The sequence below is a fragment of the Lysobacter enzymogenes genome (assembly GCF_017168095.1).
GTDB lineage: Bacteria > Pseudomonadota > Gammaproteobacteria > Xanthomonadales > Xanthomonadaceae > Lysobacter > Lysobacter enzymogenes_D.
The window spans coordinates 1-341 of record NZ_LXSD01000576.1; the positions used below are offsets into that span (position 1 = coordinate 1).

Sequence of the window (341 nt, forward strand, 5' to 3'; positions counted from 1 at the left end):
CCAGGCTCGCCGACGCCCGGCGGACCGCCGCCGGCGCCGCCGCGCCCGACGTCCACGCCGCGCCGGTCGCGACCTTGCCCAAGGACTTGCCGAAAGCGCCGTTCGCGGTGCGCGCGCTCAACAACCTCAGCTACGGCGCCACCGCGCAGTCGGTGGCCGAGTTCAACGCGCTCGGCAGCACCGGCGCGCAGCGCCTGGCCAACTGGATCGACTGGCAGCTGGACTGGTCGAACATCGACGACAGCGCGCTCGACGCGCGCCTGGCCGCGGCCGGCTACACCACGCTGGGCAAGTCGCTGACGCAGTTGTGGGAAGACCACGTCAAGCCGAACCCGGCCTAC

1 protein-coding gene is annotated in these 341 nt (G+C 73.0%); it reads left to right on the forward strand.

All coding sequences use genetic code 11. From position 1 onward, the window contains the following. Positions 1-341: hypothetical protein (locus A7A76_RS22535; protein WP_206413415.1), on the forward strand; the 341-nt coding region annotated here is incomplete at both ends.